This window comes from Micrococcus sp. 63XJN7_8_ISO-PGPR-S23-253 (assembly GCF_056173425.1).
This window is the reverse complement of record NZ_CM149673.1, coordinates 1,982,325-1,996,348: the sequence shown is the minus strand read 5'-3', so window position 1 is coordinate 1,996,348 and position 14,024 is coordinate 1,982,325. Positions and strand designations below refer to the sequence as shown.

The 14,024-nt window shown below is 74.3% G+C and carries 15 protein-coding genes; 8 read left to right on the top strand and 7 right to left on the bottom strand.

The annotated features are described in order from the left end of the window. Positions 1-12 precede the first annotated feature (12 nt). Entirely contained in the window at positions 13-690 is a 678-nt protein-coding gene (locus tag AC0VX4_RS09185) for a uracil-DNA glycosylase (RefSeq protein WP_036335083.1), read from the bottom strand. 36 nt (positions 691-726) lie between these two features. Here AC0VX4_RS09185 and AC0VX4_RS09180 point away from each other — a divergent pair, with 36 nt between their 5' ends. The 3 genes from AC0VX4_RS09180 to groL all read left to right on the top strand — a co-directional run bounded on the left by AC0VX4_RS09180 (position 727) and on the right by groL (position 4,012). Next, on the top strand, positions 727-1,071 hold the full coding sequence (locus tag AC0VX4_RS09180; RefSeq protein WP_227449136.1) for a DUF3263 domain-containing protein: 345 nt from the start codon (positions 727-729) through the stop codon (positions 1,069-1,071). Positions 1,072-1,074: 3 nt separating this feature from the next. Next, complete coding sequence (locus AC0VX4_RS09175) at positions 1,075-2,061, top strand: LytR C-terminal domain-containing protein (protein ID WP_002857445.1); 987 nt, start codon at positions 1,075-1,077, stop codon at positions 2,059-2,061. Between the two features lie 319 nt (positions 2,062-2,380). After that, positions 2,381-4,012: a chaperonin GroEL gene (gene groL / locus AC0VX4_RS09170; RefSeq protein ID WP_002857446.1), complete on the top strand. Its 1,632-nt coding sequence runs from the start codon at positions 2,381-2,383 to the stop codon at positions 4,010-4,012. 110 nt (positions 4,013-4,122) lie between these two features. On the opposite strand, the gene AC0VX4_RS09165 is transcribed toward groL, so the two are convergent. From AC0VX4_RS09165 to AC0VX4_RS09145, 5 genes are all read right to left on the bottom strand, one after another. After that, on the bottom strand, positions 4,123-5,055 hold the full coding sequence (locus AC0VX4_RS09165; RefSeq protein ID WP_136940711.1) for a DUF4031 domain-containing protein: 933 nt from the start codon (positions 5,053-5,055) through the stop codon (positions 4,123-4,125). Between the two features lie 67 nt (positions 5,056-5,122). After that, on the bottom strand, positions 5,123-5,413 hold the full coding sequence (locus AC0VX4_RS09160) for a WXG100 family type VII secretion target (protein ID WP_002855561.1): 291 nt from the start codon (positions 5,411-5,413) through the stop codon (positions 5,123-5,125). Between the two features lie 55 nt (positions 5,414-5,468). Continuing rightward, positions 5,469-7,283, bottom strand: coding sequence for a sensor histidine kinase (locus tag AC0VX4_RS09155; protein ID WP_002855563.1), 1,815 nt, complete (start codon positions 7,281-7,283; stop codon positions 5,469-5,471). Between the two features lies 1 nt (position 7,284). After that, positions 7,285-7,992 (bottom strand): response regulator transcription factor, encoded by a 708-nt coding sequence (locus tag AC0VX4_RS09150; RefSeq protein WP_002855565.1) that lies wholly within the window; start codon positions 7,990-7,992, stop codon positions 7,285-7,287. A gap of 78 nt (positions 7,993-8,070) precedes the next feature. Next, a complete protein-coding gene (locus AC0VX4_RS09145; RefSeq protein ID WP_002855567.1) occupies positions 8,071-8,322 on the bottom strand; it encodes a hypothetical protein in 252 nt (83 codons plus the stop codon). 211 nt (positions 8,323-8,533) lie between these two features. Between AC0VX4_RS09145 and AC0VX4_RS09140 the strand changes: the two genes are divergently transcribed. Next, a complete protein-coding gene (locus AC0VX4_RS09140) occupies positions 8,534-8,917 on the top strand; it encodes a cold-shock protein (protein ID WP_010079414.1) in 384 nt (127 codons plus the stop codon). Between the two features lie 3 nt (positions 8,918-8,920). After that, a complete protein-coding gene (locus AC0VX4_RS09135; protein WP_049159883.1) occupies positions 8,921-9,418 on the top strand; it encodes a DUF3027 domain-containing protein in 498 nt (165 codons plus the stop codon). 6 nt (positions 9,419-9,424) lie between these two features. Here AC0VX4_RS09135 and serC read toward each other — a convergent pair whose 3' ends face one another. After that, a complete protein-coding gene (gene serC / locus AC0VX4_RS09130; protein WP_049159886.1) occupies positions 9,425-10,552 on the bottom strand; it encodes a phosphoserine transaminase in 1,128 nt (375 codons plus the stop codon). Between the two features lie 128 nt (positions 10,553-10,680). On the opposite strand from serC, the gene AC0VX4_RS09125 reads away from it, so the two are divergent. From AC0VX4_RS09125 to AC0VX4_RS09115, 3 genes are all read left to right on the top strand, one after another. Continuing rightward, positions 10,681-11,403 (top strand): metal-dependent transcriptional regulator, encoded by a 723-nt coding sequence (locus AC0VX4_RS09125; RefSeq protein WP_002855582.1) that lies wholly within the window; start codon positions 10,681-10,683, stop codon positions 11,401-11,403. Positions 11,404-11,563: 160 nt separating this feature from the next. Then, positions 11,564-12,058, top strand: coding sequence for an HNH endonuclease (locus AC0VX4_RS09120; protein WP_002855584.1), 495 nt, complete (start codon positions 11,564-11,566; stop codon positions 12,056-12,058). Positions 12,059-12,134: 76 nt separating this feature from the next. Further along, positions 12,135-14,003 carry an ABC transporter ATP-binding protein gene (locus tag AC0VX4_RS09115; protein ID WP_475464293.1) on the top strand — a complete coding sequence of 623 codons (1,869 nt, stop codon included), beginning with the start codon at positions 12,135-12,137 and terminating at the stop codon, positions 14,001-14,003. Positions 14,004-14,024 lie beyond the last annotated feature (21 nt).

The following is a 14,024-nucleotide window of genomic DNA, read 5'->3' as shown; positions in this document are numbered from 1 at the left end:
CGGCGGCCCGGCTCAGTCGGGCAGGCGCCAGTCCACCGGATCCGCGCCGGCCGCCTCGAGGAGCCGGTTCACCCGGCTGAACGGCCGGGAGCCGAAGAACCCGCGGTGGGCGCTCAGGGGCGAGGGATGCGGGGACTCCACGACGCCGGCCCCGGCCGCCGTCAGCAGCGGCGCCATGCGCCGCGCGTCGGCTCCCCACAGCAGCCCCACGAGGGGGGTGCCGCGCGCGCAGAGGGCCCGCACCGCGGCCTCCGTGATCTGCTCCCAGCCGAGGCCGCGGTGGCTGCCGGGTGCGCCGGCCCGCACGCTGAGGGCGCGGTTCAGCAGCAGCACGCCCTGGTCCGTCCACGCGGAGAGGTCGCCGTGGGCGGGCGGGGTGATGCCGAGGTCGTCGTGCAGCTCCCGGTGGATGTTGGCTAGGGAGCGGGGCAGCGGCCTCACGTGGCGGTCCACCGCGAAGCTCAGGCCGATCGGATGGCCCGGCGTCGGGTAGGGGTCCTGGCCCAGCACGAGGACGCGGACGTCCGCGAACGGCTGGCGGAACGCCCGCAGGATGTGCTCCGGTGCGGGCAGCACCTGCTCTCCGGCTGCCCGGCGGGCCCGCAGCCGCTCGCCGACCTGCTCGAACGCGGCGGCCTGCGGGGCGAGGGCCGCCTCCCAGCCCGGATCCAGGGGCGCGATGAATTCCATGCCCCGAGGGTAGACCGGGTGGGTACAGTGGCCGCCATGTCCCACCCCACGCCCGTCTCGCCCGATCCGGCCCCGGACGAGGGTGCCCGCGCGCGGGCGCGGCGGGACGAGCTGACGGACCTGGAGCGTGCGGTCCTGGACCTGGAGGCCGCCACCTGGCGGTACGGCGGGGCCAAGGACCACGCCGTCCGCGAGCGTCTGGGGCTGTCTCCGACCGCCTATTATCAGGTGTTGAACGGATTGCTGGACCGTGAGGCCGCCCTGGCCTACCGACCCCTGCTGGTCACGCGGCTGCTGCGCAGGCGCGGCACCCGCAGCCGGGCCCGGAGGGGACCCGCGGATCCGGCGCCGTCCACGCCCGCTTCCCGCCAGGAGAACTGACCCATGGCCTACCAGCCCGACCGCTTCGACGAGGTCCCCGAGTACACGGACCAGCGCGGCGCGCACCGCGAGTCCTTCGCCGCCGCCGGCGCGACCGCCACGGGCGGGGGTCGCCGCCTGAGCCCGCTGCTCTGGGTGGCCGGCCTCGTCCTGCTCGCCGGCCTGTTCGTGGGCGTCGTCCTGCCGTGGCTCACCGGCGACCGCTCCGCGCCCGTCGCCGCCGAGAGCTCGACGACGGCCCCGGCTGCCGCGCCGTCGACGTCGGCCTCGTCCGTGTCCTCCTCGGCGTCCTCCGCGCCGGCGTCGACTGCATCCGCGTCCGAGTCCGCCACCCCGTCCGAGGACGCGGCGGAGGCGTCCCGCTCCGCGGCCGCGGCCGAGTCCTCGCGGGCGGCGCAGGAGGCGGCCGCCGCCGAGGCCGCCGAGTCGTCCCGTGCCGCCGCCGAGGCACAGGCGTCGGAGGCCTCGCGTTCCGAAGCCGCCGCGCAGTCCGCCGAGGCGTCTCGGTCGGCGGCCGCCCAGGCGGCGGAGTCCTCGCGCGCCGCCGCGTCCCGTTCGGCCGCCGAGGCGTCCCGTTCCGCCGCCGCGGCGGAGGCCTCGCGCTCGCAGGCCGCGGCCGCGTCGAGCTCCCGTGCGGCCGCACAGTCGGCGGCCGCGTCGAGCTCTCGTGCAGCCGCACAGTCCTCGGCTGCGTCGAGCTCCCGTGCGGCCGCGCAGTCCGCGGCCGTGCGCGGCACCCACGTCACCGTGTACAACGCGACCCGCACCCAGGGACTCGCCGCCTCCTACGCGCAGCGGCTCACGAGTGCCGGCTACACCTCGGTGGAGGCGAAGAACTGGAGCGGCTACGGCATCCAGTCCTCCACCGTCCTGTACAACGGCTCGGCCAACAAGGCCGCCGCCGAGGCGGTCGGCAAGGAGCTCGGCTTCCCGGTCATGCAGACCCCGAACCTGCAGGTGAACGGCGTCGCGGTGGTCGTCACCGGCTGATCCGCCCGTCGCGCGGCCGTGCCGGCCGCGCACCGCTCACGGCCCCCGGCGGGGCGCCTCCCGAGGCGCGCTGCCGGGGGCCGTCCGCCGTCGGCGGAAGGGCGGCCTCCCGCACCGCAGACCTTTTGCACTCTCCCGGTGCGAGTGCTCATAATGGGGTTAGCACTCCGAAGGCGCGACTGCCAGCCGTACCCCGGTCGGCCCGGCGCCGTGGAGGAGGACCTGTCCACCGGTGAGGCCCCCAGGGGCCGTCCGTCGCGGGCATCGGCGCGGGTCAGCCACCAGCAGTAGGAAGCCGACGTCCAGAAAGGACCTGCACATGGCCAAGACCATCGCATTCGACGAAGAGGCCCGCCGCGGCCTGGAGAAGGGTCTGAACACCCTGGCCGACGCCGTGAAGGTGACCCTCGGCCCCCGCGGCCGCAACGTGGTGCTGGAGAAGAAGTGGGGCGCCCCCACCATCACCAACGACGGCGTCTCCATCGCCAAGGAGATCGAGCTCGAGGACCCGTACGAGAAGATCGGCGCGGAGCTCGTCAAGGAGGTCGCCAAGAAGACCGACGACGTCGCCGGCGACGGCACCACCACCGCCACCGTGCTGGCCCAGGCGCTGGTCCGCGAGGGCCTGCGCAACGTGGCCGCGGGCGCCGACCCGCTGTCCCTGAAGCGCGGCATCGAGAAGGCCGTGGAGGCCGTCACCTCCGAGCTGCTCTCCGCCTCCCGCGAGATCGAGACCAAGGACCAGATCGCGGCCACCGCCTCGATCTCCGCCGCGGACAAGCAGATCGGCTCCCTCATCGCCGAGGCCCTGGACAAGGTCGGCAAGGAGGGCGTCATCACCGTCGAAGAGTCCAACACCTTCGGCCTCGAGCTCGAGCTCACCGAGGGCATGCGCTTCGACAAGGGCTACATCTCCGGCTACTTCGTGACCGACGCGGACCGCCAGGAGGCCGTCCTCGAGGATCCCTACATCCTCATCGTCAACTCGAAGATCTCCTCCGTGAAGGACATGGTGGCGATCCTCGAGAAGGTCATGCAGTCGGGCAAGCCGCTGCTGATCATCGCCGAGGACGTCGAGGGCGAGGCCCTGGCCACCCTCGTGGTCAACAAGATCCGCGGCACCTTCAAGTCCGTGGCCGTGAAGGCCCCGGGCTTCGGTGACCGCCGCAAGGCCATGCTCGCCGACATCGCCATCCTCACCGGCGGCCAGGTCATCTCCTCCGAGGTGGGCCTGTCCCTGGAGAACGCGACCCTCGACCTGCTGGGCACCGCCCGCAAGGTGGTCATCACCAAGGACGAGACCACCATCGTGGAGGGTGCCGGCGACGCCGAGCAGATCGCCGGCCGCGTGGCCCAGATCCGCTCCGAGATCGAGAACACCGACTCGGACTACGATCGCGAGAAGCTGCAGGAGCGCCTCGCCAAGCTGGCCGGCGGCGTGGCCGTCATCAAGGCCGGCGCGGCCACCGAGGTGGAGCTCAAGGAGCGCAAGCACCGCATCGAGGACGCCGTGCGCAACGCCAAGGCCGCGGTGGAGGAGGGCATCGTCGCCGGCGGCGGCGTGGCCCTGATCCAGGCCGGCGCCAAGGCGTTCGGCGGCCTGCAGCTCGAGGGCGACGAGGCCACCGGCGCGAACATCGTGAAGGTCGCCATCGAGGCCCCGCTGAAGCAGATCGCCTTCAACGCCGGCCTGGAGCCCGGCGTCGTGGCGGACAGGGTCAAGACCCTCGACGACGGCCACGGCCTGAACGCCGCCACCGGCGAGTACGAGGACCTGCTGGCCGCCGGCATCAACGATCCGGTGAAGGTGACCCGCTCGGCCCTGCAGAACGCCGCGTCCATCGCGGGCCTGTTCCTGACCACCGAGGCCGTCGTCGCGGACAAGCCCGAGAAGGCCGCCGCCGGCGCCGAGGGCATGGACCCGATGGGCGGCATGGGCGGCATGATGTGATCAGCCGCTGAGCCGGCCCGACCCGTTCGGGCGCCCAGCCCGCGAGGCCCGTCTCCCCGTCCGGGGAGGCGGGCCTCGCCGCGTCCCGGGCCGGTACCGGGGCGCCCCGCTCAGGCCGACAGCGCGGCTCGTTCCGCCGCCAGGTTGCGGCGGGCGGCGGCCTCCCAACGTGCTCGGCCGGGCGCGGTCCGATACAGCCGCCCGGCGTCCAGCAGGGCGTCCAGCACCGCGCCGCGACCGCGGGCCCAGTCCGCGTCGGACACGTGCGCGTAGTCCCGCCGCACCGCGGCCACGTAGCGGGCGTAGGCCTCGGGGGAGCGGCCGAGGACCTCGAGGTCCGCGTCCGAGAGCACCGCCCCGGCCGCGTCGTGCGGGGCGGGGTCGTGGGCGGCGGTGAGCAGCACGAGGCGTGCCACCTCGTCGACGACGTCGGCCGGCACGGCCAGCCGCGGATCGGTGAGCACGTCCCGGGCCAGGGCGGCCGAGTCCGCCTCGTCCTGGCCGGCGGGCGCGGTGGGGTCCCCGGCGTAGACGGCGTCGTGGAACCACGCGGCCAGGCGGACCGCACGCGGATCCGGCCCGGTCTCCGCCCCCGCCCGCTCGAGCATGTCCACGGACTCGAGCACGGCGAGCAGGTGGGCCGGGTCGTGGTAGTGCCGATGCGGCTCCGCCCAGCGGGCCAGCAGATCGCGTCCCGCCGTCGTCACCGCATCCGGGCTCGCCGCCGTGCCCTCGAACAGCCGCGCCCAGCGCCGGGCGAGGACGACGTCCCGCTTCTCGGCGCGGCTCCGGGCGGGCACGCGCAGCCCCGAGGCGGCGAGCCGACGCACCAGCTCCCGTCCGGTGACGGGCACCGCCCCGCGGGCCACGAGCTCGGCACGTCGGTGCGCGGGCACGTCGTAGTGGTCCCGGTCGAAGGCCCGCTCCGAGAGCCCCGCCGCCCGTGCGAACGCGTGGAGCTCCTCGAGGGAGGTGTCGGAGACGAGGTGGGAGAACACGGTGCCGTGGGCGGGCCACGCGGGCGGGTCGATCAGGACGGTCATGCCTCCACTCTAGGAAGCACGGACCGGGGCGCGGCAGGCCGGCCGCACCCCGGCCCGTTCCGGGCGCTCAGAACCGGAACATCGCGGCGTTGGCGGTCTCCGCGTCCTGGTACTGGGTGGCGGCGGCGTCCATCGCGCGGCGGATGCCTGCCAGGGACTCCTCCACGCGCTGCTGGGTGGCGCGCCACTCGGTGAGCACGCCCTGGAAGTTCGCGGCCGCCTGGCCGCGCCAGGTGTCCTGCAGCTGGCGCAGGTTGGCCTCCATGGTGCTCACCTCCGCCTGGAGGCGGCCGATGGAGCTCTCCACCGCCCCGCTCTTGGCCCGCAGGTCCTCGACGTCGATCTGCACGATGCTCATGTGACTGTCCCCTCTGATGAGTGCTGATGGGCGGCGGGTGCCGCCGGGCACCACGCTAGGGACGGGCGTCCCGCTCCGCCGCCGGGTCGTCCTCGCCTGGGGACGGGGCGTCGGCCTGAGGCGCCTGTGCAGGAGCAGACGCCCGACGGCGGCGCTCGGCCGAGGCGCGACGGAACCGCTCCGCCGCGCGCAGCAGGCGGCTGCTCCTGGCGGCGTCCGCGGCGCTGGCGCCGGCGCCCGACGGCGCGGTCAGAGCGAGGGGGCCGGTGGGCGGACCGGCCGCGTCGTCGTCGATGTCCCGTGCGGGCAGGCGCTCGTCCTCGACGTCCTCGTCCGCCTCGTCCGTCTCGTCCTCGAACGGTGCCCACGGCAGGTGGACGGAGAAGGTGGCGCCGCCGCCCTCGGTCTCCAGCAGCCGGACGGAGCCGCCGTGCTGGGCCACGATCGCCGCGACGATGGCCAGGCCGAGCCCCGTGCCGCCCGTCTCGCGGTGCCGGGAGGTGTCCGCGCGGTAGAACCGCTCGAAGATGCGGGCGCGGTCCTCCTCGGACACGCCCGGCCCGTGGTCACGGATCTCGATCACGGAGCTGCGGCCCGCGCCGTCCGCCCCGGCCTGGCCGCCGAGGTGGTCGACGGTGCCGACCGCGATCTCGATGGGGGTGCCGGCGGGGGTGTAGCGCAGGGCGTTGGCCACGAGGTTCACCACCACCTGGCGCATCCGGTTCTCGTCGCCGAGGATGGGCGCCGGGGCCGCCCGGTCGTCGTCGGGGCCCACGAGGGTGACCTTGCGGTCCGGGGCGTTCACGGAGGCGTCCATCAGGGAGTCCATCGCGAGGATGAGCAGGTCCACCGGGGCGTGCTCGAGGGGGCGCTGCTCGTCGAGGCGAGCCAGGGTGAGCAGGTCCTCCACGAGGCGGGTCATGCGGGTGGCCTCGGACTCGATGCGCTCCATGGCGGCCGCGACGTCCTCCTCCTCGCGCAGCCCGCCGTGCCGGTACAGCTCGGAGAACCCGCGGATGGTGACCAGGGGGGTGCGCAGCTCGTGGGAGGCGTCCTGCACGAAGCGGCGCATCTTGTCCTCGGAGATCTCCTTGTCCCGGAACGCGGACTCGATGTGCGCGAGCATCGCATTGAGGGAGCGGGAGAGCCGGCCCACCTCGGTGTCGGGTGCCGCGCTCTCCACGCGCTGGCTCAGGTCGCCGGCGGCGATCTTGGCGGCGGTGCGCTCCACGCGGTTCAGGGTGCGGAACGCGCGCTGGACCGCCAGGTTGGCCACGATCACGGTGCCCGCCGTCGCGAGCAGGCCGATGGTCACGACGATCGAGGTGACGCGCTCGACGGAGGAGGTCACGCTCTGCAGGGGCAGGGCCACGGCCATGGTGCCGTCGCCGCTGCTGAGCCCGTACAGCTGCACGCGCCAGCCGCTCGAGTCCGCCTGTGTGCCGGGCACCTCGAAGGAGGCGGAGCCGCGCTCGCGGGCCTCGGCCGGAGTGAGGTCCGGCAGGGCCGGCTCGTCCGCGTCCAGCATCACCGGGGTCTGGACGACCCGCGCGCCCTCGTTGTCCCACACGACGCCGTAGAAGCGCAGGATGGGCAGCTGCGGCATGTAGTACTCGCCGGTCTGGGCGACGTTGGCCAGGTACATCGAGACGGTGTCCCGGTTGGCGGCCATGTCCTCGTCCAGCTGGCGCACCGCCTCCTGGCGGAACAGCGCCGCGGTCGCCAGGGCGGTCACGGCGACCAGGCCCAGCATGAGCGCCGCGATCATCACAACCAGCTTGGTGCGCAGGGACTGCCCCTGCCACGCACCCCTCAGCCAGGCGCGCGGATGGCGGGCGCGGGCCGCCGCGGCGTCGAGCCGCGCACGCACGTCAGCGCTTGTCCGCGGTGCGGAGCATGTAGCCGACGCCGCGCTTGGTGTGGATCATCTTCTCGCGGCCGCCGACGTCGATCTTGCGGCGCAGGTAGGAGATGTAGGACTCGACGATCGAGGCGTCCCCGTTGAAGTCGTACTCCCACACGTGGTCCAGGATCTGGGCCTTCGAGAGCACCCGGTTCGGGTTCATCATGAGGTAGCGCAGCAGCTTGAACTCGGTGGGGGAGAGCTCCACGACCTCGCCGCCGCGGCGGACCTCGTGCGCGTCGTCGTCGAGCTCGAGGTCGTCCACGCGCAGCACCGCCGCGTCGTCGTCGAGGGAGGCGGTGCGGCGCAGCACGGCGCGGATGCGGGCGACCACCTCGTCGAGGGAGAACGGCTTGGTCACGTAGTCGTCGCCGCCGACCGTCAGGCCGGTGATCTTGTCCTCGGTGCCGTCCCGCGCGGTGAGGAACACGACGGGGAAGTGGCGGCCGGCGGCGCGCAGGCGGCGGGTCACGGTGAAGCCGTCCATGTCCGGGAGCATCACGTCCAGCACGGCCAGGTCCGGCTGGAACTCCTCGGCGGCGTCCAGGGCCTCCCGGCCGTTGGCCGCGGCCGTGACCTCGAAGCCGGCGTAGCGCAGGGATGTGGAGAGCAGCTCGCGGATGTTGGGCTCGTCGTCCACCACCAGGAGGCGTGCTTCGGGGTTCTGAGGCTGCATGGCGCCCAGTCAACCGCTCCGACCTGGGAACACCCTGAAAGGGCGCTGGATGTCGCGGGGCGTGGTCGGCCCGGCGACTCAGGGGCGCGAGCGCCGGACGGCGCCCAGCACCACGTGCAGCAGCATCAGGCCGAAGCCGACGGGCAGGCCGAACAGCGCGAGCGCGAACAGCGCCGGGGACGCCGGCCAGGCCAGGAAGTACGCGACCAGCAGGGCCACCAGGGCCAGGGCCGACACCGCCGTCACGGCCACGCCCAGCACCAGGACGACGCCACGACCGCCCCGGTGGTCGGCGGGCGCGGGGGCGGGGAGGGTGGAGGTCCGAGGCATGCCTGCCACTCTAGTCGGGCTATCCTGGGAGGTCATTGACGACCACGTCCTCCGCCGTCCCCTCCGGGCGCACGGCCAGGCTGGTCCCACCGATGCCGCGGCGCACCGCCACGCCGGTGCCGGACCCCGCCGACCCGAGACGAGAGCACGGCCGCCCCCGCGGCGCCGGCCCGACGCGGAGGACCCACATGACGAGGAGCAGGTGACGCACATGCCCACCGGACGCATCAAGTTCTACGACTCGACCAAGGGCTTCGGGTTCGCCCAGACGGACGAGGGCGAGGAGGTCCACGTGCCCGCCTCGGCCCTGCCGGCCGGGGTGACCGAGCTGCGCGGAGGCACCCGCGTGGAGTTCGGCGTGGCCGAGGGTCGCCGCGGCAAGCAGGCGCTCTCGCTGCGCGTGCTCGACGCCGCGCCCTCGGTGGTCCGCAACCACCGGCCCGGCGCCACCGAGATGGCCGTCCTCATGGAGGACCTCATCACGTGGCTGGACCAGGCCTCCAACGGCCTGCGCCGCGGACGCTACCCCCAGCGCGCCCAGGCGCAGAAGATGGCGCAGGTGCTGCGCCGTGTCGCCGACGACCTGGAGGCCTGAGCCATGACCACCCACGACGACGCCCCGCGCGTCGACCACCGGAGCCCCGACGCCGAGCCCGCCGAGGAGCGGACGGCCGTGCCGCCCGCGCGCCGCCGGGCCCCGCGCCGCGACGAGCTGCTCGCCGCCGACGTGGACACCGCCCGCGCCGGGCTGGCCGGGCTGGCCGCCCCGGACGAGGTGGGGGAGCACGTGGACGTGCTCGTGGACGACGACCGCCTCCTGACCCACCGCTTCGCGTGCCGCCTGCCCGGCTACGCGGGCTGGCTCTGGTACGTGACGATCGCCCGAGCCCCGCGTGCCAAGCAGGTCACCGTGTGCGAGACCGGCCTCATGGCGGGGGAGGGCTCGCTCGTGGCACCCCCGTGGGTGCCGTACGCCGAGCGCGTGAACGAGGAGGAGCGCGAGCGGCTGAAGGCCGTGGCCGAGGGCCGCGTGCCCGGCGCCCCGGCGCCCGACGCCGAGGGGGACGGGACGCCCGAGGCCGCGGCCCGCGGCTGACCCGGCTCAGCCCAGGCGCTCGACCACGTGGTCGATGCAGCGCAGCAGCGCCGCGACGTCCTCGGGCTCGGTCGCGGCGAAGGTCGCGATCCGCAGCTGGTTCCGGCCGAGCTTGCGGTAGGGCTCCACGTCCACCACGCCGTTGGCGCGCAGGACCTGGGCGACCGCCGCCGCGTCGACGTCGTCGGAGAAGTCGACGGTGCAGATCACGGCGGAGCGGTCCTCCGGCCGGGCCACATAGGGCGTGGCGAAGGACGACGCCTCGGCCCACGCGTACACGCGCGAGGAGGAGTCGGCGGTGCGGGCGGTCATCGCGTCCAGCCCGCCCTGGCCGTTCATCCAGCGCAGCTGCGCGTCCAGCATGACGAGCGTGGCCAGCGCGGGCGTGTTGTAGGTCTGGTCCTTGAGGGAGTTGTCCACGGCCGTGGCGAGGTCCAGGAACGCCGGGATCCAGCGACCGGACTCCTTGATCTCCGCGACCCGCGCCAGGGCCCGCGGGGAGAACAGCGCGAGCCACAGGCCGCCGTCGGACGCGAAGTTCTTCTGCGGCGCGAAGTAGTACACGTCCGCCTCGGACACGTCCACCGGCAGGCCACCCGCGGCCGAGGTGGCGTCGACCACGACCAGGGCGTCCTCGTCGATGCCCGCGGGGCGGACGACGGGCGCCATGACACCGGTGGAGGTCTCGTTGTGCGGCCACGCGTACACGTCGACCCCGGCCACGGCCTCCGGCTCGGGGCGGGTGCCCGGCTCGGAGGTGCGGATGTCCGACGGGGCCAGGAACGGCGCCTGGTCGGTGGCCTTGGCGAACTTCGAGCCGAACTCGCCGAAGCTCAGATGCTGGGCGCGCTCGCGGACCAGGCTGAAGGCGGCCGCGTCCCAGAACGCGGTGGAGCCGCCGACGCCGAGGATCACCTCGTAGCCCTCCGGCGCCGAGAACAGCTCGGCGACGCCGGACCGGACGCGCGCCACGAGGTCCTTGACCGGCTTCTGGCGGTGCGAGGTGCCGAGCAGCCCGGCCGCGTCCTGGAGCGCGCTCAGCTGCTCGGGGCGGACCTTGGACGGGCCGGCGCCGAAGCGGCCGTCGGCCGGCAGCAGGTCCTGGGGGATGGTGATCTCGGCGGGGGAGGTCATGCGTGCTCCTGACGCTTCGGGGTCGCGGGTCGTGCCCATTCTCCCGCGCCCGGGACCACCGGCCCTCCACGTGACTCACGCCTCGCTAGGATGTCCGGGACGAAGAGCCCGAGGGAAGAGGACGCGCCATGACGGATCTGATCGACACCACCGAGATGTACCTGCGCACGATCCTCGAGCTCGAGGAGGAGGGCATCCCCCCGCTGCGCGCCCGCATCGTCGAGCGACTGGAGCACTCCGGCCCCACCGTCTCCCAGACCGTGGCCCGCATGGAGCGGGACGGGCTGGTGCACGTGGGCATGGACCGCCGGCTGGAGCTGACCGTGGCGGGCCGTGAACGGGCCGTGTCCGTGCTGCGCAAGCACCGCCTGGCCGAGCGCCTGCTCGCGGACGTGATCGGCCTCGAGTGGGAGCTCGTCCACGAGGAGGCCTGCCGCTGGGAGCACGTGATGAGCGACCAGGTGGAGCGTCGCCTGCTCACGCTGCTGGAGAACCCCACCGAGACCCCCTACGGCACCCCGATCCCGCCCCGGCCCGAGCAGGCCTCCGCCGAGGACTGGAGCCGCGACATGGGCCTGGCGGGCACCCGGCTCTCCGAGGAGGCCGCCACCGCCGGCCGGTTCCGCGTCCGCGGGCTGGCCGAGGGTGTGCAGACCGACCCCGACCTGCTGGCCCAGCTGGCCGGCGCCGGCGTGACCCCCGGCCGCGTGGTGCGGGCCGAGGCCGCCCGCGACGCCGGGTACATCCGGGTCGAGGGCGAGGCGGAGGACGGCGCGGCCGCGGACGGCGGGGCCCTCGAGCTGGCCGCGGCCACGGCCGCACACGTGTGGGTCGAGCGCCTCGACGGCTGAGACGCGGCGCGCCGCCGTCGTGCGTGACGGGCGCGTGATGGCCCGGTGACGGGCCGGTGAACCTCTTCCGCCACCGCAGACGACACGCGGCGCGCCGATGCACCCGCGTCTAGCGTGGGGACACGACGCCCCCTGTGTCCCCACGCTCTCGAGGCCCCCGATGCGCACACTCGTCCTCAACGCCGGCTACGAACCCCTCTCGGTCGTCTCCGACCGCCGAGCGCTGCTGCTCGTGGCCACCGGCAAGGCAAGCGTGCTCGAGGACGCCGGGGACCCGATGCGCAGCCCCACCCGCGCGTGGGGCCGACCCCTCGTGATCCTGCTGCACCAGTACATCCGGGTGCCCCACACGGACGCGACCCCGGTCTCTCGCAAGGGCGTGCTGCGCCGGGACGGACACCGCTGCGCCTACTGCGGCGCCCACGCCACCACCGTGGACCACGTGCGGCCGCGCTCGCGGGGCGGCGAGAACACGTGGGAGAACCTCGTGGCCTGCTGCCTGCGCTGCAACGGGGCCAAGGCGGACCGCTCACTCGAGGCCCTGGGCTGGCGGCTGCGGGTGGAGCCGGTGCGCCCGCGCGGGGCCCAGTGGCGGATCCGCGAGCTGGAGCGGCCCGCCGAGGCGTGGCGGGACTACCTGCGCCTGGCGGCCTGACGCCGGAAGCGGAATCGCGCCCGCCCGTCCCCGGCGGTTCCTAGACTCTCGAACGGTCGAGAGAGCGGAGGGGCCCATGAGCATGGAGTCAGCGGCACGGATGTCCATGATGCGGATGACCCACGGGCAGTCCGACGCCCAGCAGAGCCTCGCCCGCGGCACGGTGCGCCGGACCATCGCGTTCGCGGGCCGGTACCGCACCCGCCTGATCGTGTTCGTCGCGGCGTCCATCGTGGGCGCGGTGCTCGGCGTGGCCTCGCCCGTGCTGGCCGGCGACGTCGTCAACGCGATCACCGGCGGTGCGGACCGCGGACTCGTGGTGCGGCTGGCCCTGCTGATCGCCCTCGTGGCGGTGCTCGACGCGGCCCTGTCCGTGTTCACCAAGTGGCTCTCCTCCGGGCTGGGGGAGCGGGTCATCTACGACCTGCGCACCGCCGTGTTCGACCACGTGCAGCGCATGCCCGTGGCGTTCTTCCAGCGCACCCGCACCGGCGCGCTCGTCTCGCGCCTGAACAACGACGTGATCGGGGCGCAGTCGGCGATCTCGCGGACCCTCTCCGGCGTCGTCGCGAACGTGGTGTCCGTGGCGCTGACCCTGGGCGTGATGGTGGCCACCAGCTGGCAGGTCACCGTCCTGTCCCTCGTGATGCTGCCGCTGTTCCTGGTGCCGGCCCGGGCGGTCGGCTCGAAGCTGGCGGGCCTGTCCCGCGAACGGGCCGGGCACAACGCGGCCATGGGCGACCAGATGACCGAGCGGTTCTCCGCCCCCGGCGCCACGCTCATCAAGCTCTTCGGCCGCCCCGCCGCCGAATCGGCGGAGTTCGCCCGCCGTGCCGACCGCGTGCGCGCCACCGGCGTGGACATCTCCGTGCGCCAGGCCGTCTTCACCACGCTGCTCACCCTGGTCTCCGCGCTCGCGCTCGCGGCCGTGTACGGCGTGGGCGGGCTCCAGGCGATCGCGGGCACCCTCGACGCCGGCGACGTCGTCACCCTCGCCCTGCTGCTGACCCGCCTCTACGCGCCCCTGACCGCGCTGGCGAACGCCCGCGTGGAGATCATGAGCGCGCTCGTGAGCTTCGAGCGCGTGTTCGAGGTGCTGGACCTGGAACCCCTCATCACGGAGCCCGCGCGGCCCGCGGCCCTGCCGGAGGGCCCGCTGTCCGTGCGGCTGCGGGACGTGCGCTTCGCCTACCCCACCGCGGAGCAGGTGTCCCTGGCCTCCCTCGAGGAGGTCGCCGTGCTGGACACGCGCGGCGGCGAGGAGGTGCTGCACGGGATCGACGTGGCCGTGCCCGCCGGGGCCACCGTGGCCCTCGTGGGCTCCTCGGGTGCGGGCAAGTCCACCATCGCCTCGCTCGTCACGCGCCTGCACGACGTCACCTCCGGCGCCGTCGAGATCGGTGGCGTGGACGTGCGGGACCTCGCGTTCGCGGACCTGCAACGGGCCGTGGGCATGGTGACCCAGGACGGCCACCTCTTCCACGAGACCGTGCGCGCCAACCTGACGCTGGCCCGCCCCGACGCGACGGACGAGCAGCTGTGGGACGCCGTCGAGCGGGCCCGCCTGCGCCCCGTGGTCGAGGCGCTGCCGGACGGGCTGGACACCGTGGTCGGCGAGCGCGGCTACCGCCTCTCCGGCGGCGAGCGGCAGCGGATGACGATCGCGCGGCTGCTGCTGGCGGCCCCGCGCGTGGTGGTGCTGGACGAGGCGACGGCGGCGCTGGACTCCACCAACGAGCGGGCCATCCAGGAGGCGCTGGGGGAGGCCCTGGCCGGGCGGACCGCGATCGTGATCGCGCACCGGCTCTCCACCGTCCGCAGCGCGGACGAGATCCTCGTGGTCGAGGCCGGGCGGATCGTGGAGCGCGGCACGCACGCCGCGCTGCTCGCGGCGGACGGACGGTACGCGGAGCTCTACACCACGCAGTTCGCCGACGCGGAATGAGGCGGTGGCCGGACCGGCCAC

Coding starts and splice junctions, on each gene's coding strand:
- AC0VX4_RS09160 (WP_002855561.1), bottom strand. CDS start 5,413: ATGAGCATCGTGCAGATCGACGTCGAGGACCTGCGGGCCAAGAGCGGG.
- AC0VX4_RS09150 (WP_002855565.1), bottom strand. CDS start 7,992: ATGCAGCCTCAGAACCCCGAAGCACGCCTCCTGGTGGTGGACGACGAG.
- serC (WP_049159886.1), bottom strand. CDS start 10,552: ATGACCTCCCCCGCCGAGATCACCATCCCCCAGGACCTGCTGCCGGCC.
- AC0VX4_RS09175 (WP_002857445.1), top strand. CDS start 1,075: ATGGCCTACCAGCCCGACCGCTTCGACGAGGTCCCCGAGTACACGGAC.
- AC0VX4_RS09145 (WP_002855567.1), bottom strand. CDS start 8,322: ATGCCTCGGACCTCCACCCTCCCCGCCCCCGCGCCCGCCGACCACCGG.
- AC0VX4_RS09120 (WP_002855584.1), top strand. CDS start 11,564: ATGCGCACACTCGTCCTCAACGCCGGCTACGAACCCCTCTCGGTCGTC.
- AC0VX4_RS09140 (WP_010079414.1), top strand. CDS start 8,534: ATGCCCACCGGACGCATCAAGTTCTACGACTCGACCAAGGGCTTCGGG.
- AC0VX4_RS09165 (WP_136940711.1), bottom strand. CDS start 5,055: ATGACCGTCCTGATCGACCCGCCCGCGTGGCCCGCCCACGGCACCGTG.
- AC0VX4_RS09115 (WP_475464293.1), top strand. CDS start 12,135: ATGAGCATGGAGTCAGCGGCACGGATGTCCATGATGCGGATGACCCAC.
- groL (WP_002857446.1), top strand. CDS start 2,381: ATGGCCAAGACCATCGCATTCGACGAAGAGGCCCGCCGCGGCCTGGAG.
- AC0VX4_RS09185 (WP_036335083.1), bottom strand. CDS start 690: ATGGAATTCATCGCGCCCCTGGATCCGGGCTGGGAGGCGGCCCTCGCC.
- AC0VX4_RS09135 (WP_049159883.1), top strand. CDS start 8,921: ATGACCACCCACGACGACGCCCCGCGCGTCGACCACCGGAGCCCCGAC.
- AC0VX4_RS09180 (WP_227449136.1), top strand. CDS start 727: ATGTCCCACCCCACGCCCGTCTCGCCCGATCCGGCCCCGGACGAGGGT.
- AC0VX4_RS09125 (WP_002855582.1), top strand. CDS start 10,681: ATGACGGATCTGATCGACACCACCGAGATGTACCTGCGCACGATCCTC.